The organism is Okeania sp. SIO2B9, assembly GCF_010672505.1.
In the GTDB taxonomy this organism is placed as follows: domain Bacteria; phylum Cyanobacteriota; class Cyanobacteriia; order Cyanobacteriales; family Microcoleaceae; genus Okeania; species Okeania hirsuta.
Window position 1 is genome coordinate 1 of record NZ_JAAHGK010000727.1, and the last position, 3,949, is coordinate 3,949.

Here is a 3,949-nt window from a genome sequence, read left to right on the forward strand (position 1 = left end):
TCAGAAGTCAGAAGTCAAACGAAGTCAGAAGTCAGAAGTCAGAAGTCAGAAGTTGTTTTTGTAACGGTGATTTACAGCAGTTTTCATTATTAAGTAGACTAAAAAATTCTTTTTTAGGACTTACGCATATACACTATATATAGTACTCATAACTATTGTCTAATAGTTACTGGACTCTATACACAGTGTCTTTGCGTAAGTCCTGTTTTTGCTTAGGGAGTAGGGAGTAGGGAGTAGGGAGCAGAAAAATGCTTTGACCACTGTACTCTATCTATTTGAAAACCTTGAAAACCGCTATAAGCTCCCCTCCAAAAACATTTCGCCAATCAAGGCGGGATATTACACCCAATTATTTTGATAAATAATATCATGTCCCCTGGGGCACGTTTGTGTAAAACCAAGGGTGAATATCTACAGGAAATTTACGTTTTTTCATACTTTTAAGCCTTCTTCCCTCTTCCTTCTTCCTTCTTCCTTACCTTCACTATACAATACCGATGCTACCGGACATTATATAACAAATAAAAAATAACCCTAACCAAATTAGAAAGCAATATCGAGTTAACTGCAATGCTCGATCAATAATTTCTGGTGTAATTGGATAGGTGGGGTCTCCTAATAGTGGTTTATGTTTAACCACTCCCTTGTACAAATTTGTACCACCTACCTGTACTCCCAAGGTTGCAGCATAGGCACATTCACTCCAACCAGCATTAGGACTAGGGTCTTTCACCGCATCCCTTTGACATATTCTCCAAACATATAAGGGTTTACCAGAGAGCAAAGCTATAGTCAGAACATTTAGACGACAAGGTAGCCAAGTTAAAACGTCCTCTAGTTTGGCACTAAACCATCCTATATCAGTATAGGGCGCTTCTTTGTACCCGACCATCGAATCTAATGTACTAGCAGCTTTGTAAGCAAATGCCAAAGGTACGCTACCTACACCTGGTATTATGGCTCCCACTAAAGCGTAAAATAAAGGTGCAATTACTCCATCTGTTGCATTTTCTGTTACTGTTTCAAAAATTGCTCGAAATATTTCCGATATTGATAAATTTTCTGTATCTCTACCTACATACATACTTAATTTTTGACGTGCTTGAATTAAATTGTCACTTCTTACCAGTTGAAGTACTTCTTTAGCTGCCATACTTAAACTTTTTCCCGCAAAACAGCTAGCTAATAAAATACTCTCTATTATTACTGTTAATAAAGGAAATTGGGTAAAGTTTATTCGTAAAGCTTGAATAATTAACCAACTGATAATTCCACTACCCAAAACAAGAGCGATCGCTAGTAATATACCTGACAATCTAAGTATAAATACGTGAGAGTTATCTTGATAAGGTTTAGTGAGTTTAAATATTTGTTTAGTGTAATGAGTAATTATCCAACCTAAGAACTTTACAGGATGTGGCCAATCCCAAGGATCGCCAATCAAATAATCTAGGCAAGCAGCTATGAAAAGAATAATTAAAGTATAGTTGGCACTCACAGGAATTCAATAGTTATAAATTTGTTTTAATAAGTAATCATGGTGAATCATAGTAAGCATTTAGCTGTCAGCTATTAGCTATCAGCTATTAATGTTGGGAAAGGTAAAAGCAACCTTTTAAATTGAGTTTGAATAAAAAGTTACTGTTAAAGTCCCCAGACCTAACCTCAGAAGTAATTATTCATTATTAATTGCTGAAGTGCTGAGTGCTAATAGCTGAATGCTTATGAATCATATACTACTGATTAACTCTTACAACTTGACACTCAAACTATCAAAAATTAAACAACAAAACTCGCTTCTTCTCCTACTACAGCTTGCCAACTACGGACATCATAGTATAAGTCTTCTAAAGAAATATTGTAAAGTGCTTCAGAAAGTTTTTTATCTAATCTATGCCAGATAGAATAAGTAACCCAGTCTTCTGCCTGTTTATTATCAGGAACATATCTAGGTAAAGGTTTGATTGTTTCACCCACGGATTCTAGTATTTGTCCTATAGATATTTGAGCAGGTAATTTAGCTAATTTATATCCTCCTTGGGCACCACGAACTGATTTGACTAAACCAGCACGACGCATCTCTATTAATAACTTTTCAAGGTAGGCTATAGGTATGTCTTGACGTAGTGCTATTTCTTTGACAGATATAGGAGTATTATTTTGTTGTAAACTCAAATCTAAAAGTGCCTTAACACTATAATGTCCACGAGTAGTTAACTTCATTGTATTGTGTTTAATTCAAAGGGACTTTAGGAATTTATAGCTATAACTATATTAATAGGCCCTTCAACTAAATAGGTGAATAGTTGATAGTTGATAGCGCAATGCTTAATATTACATACTATAGATATGATTGGTGGCTATAATCAATAGCTCTTCTCAGAATATTGTGTTAAAAATTTGTCGAATATGTGAAATATTTAGATAATTAGTGTAATATAGTTTTACGAGCAAATATTTGTTTATCGTTTCTTGGAATTTAAACAAACCAAGATAAAAACTGATAACTGTAGCAAAATGTTAGGACTGAAAATATGGCTAAAAAGAAAAATATTGAACCCTTATCTGGGGAAGATTTACTTAAAAAAGTCAAAGACTTAGGTAATCAAAGTAAGGAAAAGAAGGCTAGAGAATGTGGCTACTACACTGTTACTAAAAATGGTGTTGAACGAGTTAACATGATGAAGTTTTTGAATGCTTTGATTGATGCTGAGGGTATTCAATTAGATAGTAAACAGAATGGTAATGGCCGTGGAGGACGCTCTGCTAGCTATAGAATTAGTGTACAATCCAACGGTAATTTACTAATTGGCGCAGCTTATACTAAAATAATGGAATTAGAGCCAGGAGATGAGTTTGAGATTTCTTTGGGACGTAAACATATTCACCTGCGTCAAGTAGAAGCAGGTAAAGTTGTGGAAGAAGGAGAAGAAGTATCAGCAGCAGCATCTTAAGTTAAGACTACATCTTACTTAACAGATTCTCTATTTCACTGATTCTCTTCACTTCAAGCATCAAGAACTATAGCGATTGATGCTTGTTGCACCAATAGCTGTACCATCACTTTTTTGTAAATACTTCTTCTCGTGGTCAATATGTCAATACTAATTTAGTACCTTCGTAGTATTTCTCTACAGAATGTAAAGTGTCACAAAGATTACGGTATATATTGGTTTAATGGCGTTGCACAGTGACGAATGATTTGATATTTTTGATTGAATTGGATTGTGGATTAATCAATTGCTAGAATCATTAATATTAGGTTTTTTTAGTCAAAATCTAAACCAATTTTTGGCAATGTCATTCCATAATGTGCAACCCCGGTTTAATAGTGATTGCGTTCACTATAAGGAGGCAAATATTTTTTAGTATAGCTAGTCGAAGGAAAGGGCGCGGACATATCAAAAGTTTAAAACTCAGACAACACAAGATTTTGGCGTTGCATCATCATGGGATGATTTTGATATGTGTCAAAAAATTTTTTTTGATCTATCAAGATTTTCAGATGCGTGCAAATGTGATTATCATCCTACAATTATGCAACACCAGATTTTTCCTTCTTCCTTTTTCCTTCTGCGATACAATCTGTTTTTATCTTCTCTTTTGACCACAATGTTTGCAGGAAGTAAGAAAAAATGGAATAAAGCTCATAGATGACTTTCCTCTGCCATGCTCATATATTGGCGTTGGTGAATGTGTAATATAGAATCCGGTTGAATAGTTATTGTATGCTAGGGAGATAGGGAGACACGGAGACACGGAGACGCGGATATTGAAGTGTAGACAGAATTATGAACATATACTATATAACCGGATTGTATATCAGACGACTGAGGGGACTGCATCTTGGGATACTTTTATGTCCCTTGTTGCTACTACTCGCAAGCTGGGATTGAGCTTTTTTGAATATGTACGCGATCGCATTTCTCAGACCAGAAATATTCCCTCT

At 35.1% G+C, this 3,949-nt stretch carries 3 protein-coding genes; 1 reads left to right on the plus strand and 2 read right to left on the minus strand.

What is annotated here, in order from left to right:
- Window positions 1–484: 484 nt before the first annotated feature.
- Window positions 485–1,498: an adenosylcobinamide-phosphate synthase CbiB gene (gene cbiB, locus F6K13_RS22335; RefSeq protein WP_124155469.1), complete on the minus strand. Its 1,014-nt coding sequence runs from the start codon at window positions 1,496–1,498 to the stop codon at window positions 485–487.
- A gap of 281 nt (window positions 1,499–1,779) precedes the next feature.
- The gene (locus F6K13_RS22340; RefSeq protein WP_124143059.1) at window positions 1,780–2,223 is read right to left on the minus strand and encodes an RrF2 family transcriptional regulator; all 444 of its coding nucleotides are present in this window, start codon (window positions 2,221–2,223) and stop codon (window positions 1,780–1,782) included.
- A gap of 311 nt (window positions 2,224–2,534) precedes the next feature.
- On the opposite strand from F6K13_RS22340, the gene F6K13_RS22345 reads away from it, so the two are divergent.
- Window positions 2,535–2,954 carry an AbrB family transcriptional regulator gene (locus F6K13_RS22345; RefSeq protein WP_124143060.1) on the plus strand — a complete coding sequence of 140 codons (420 nt, stop codon included), beginning with the start codon at window positions 2,535–2,537 and terminating at the stop codon, window positions 2,952–2,954.
- The last annotated feature ends 995 nt before the right edge of the window (window positions 2,955–3,949 follow it).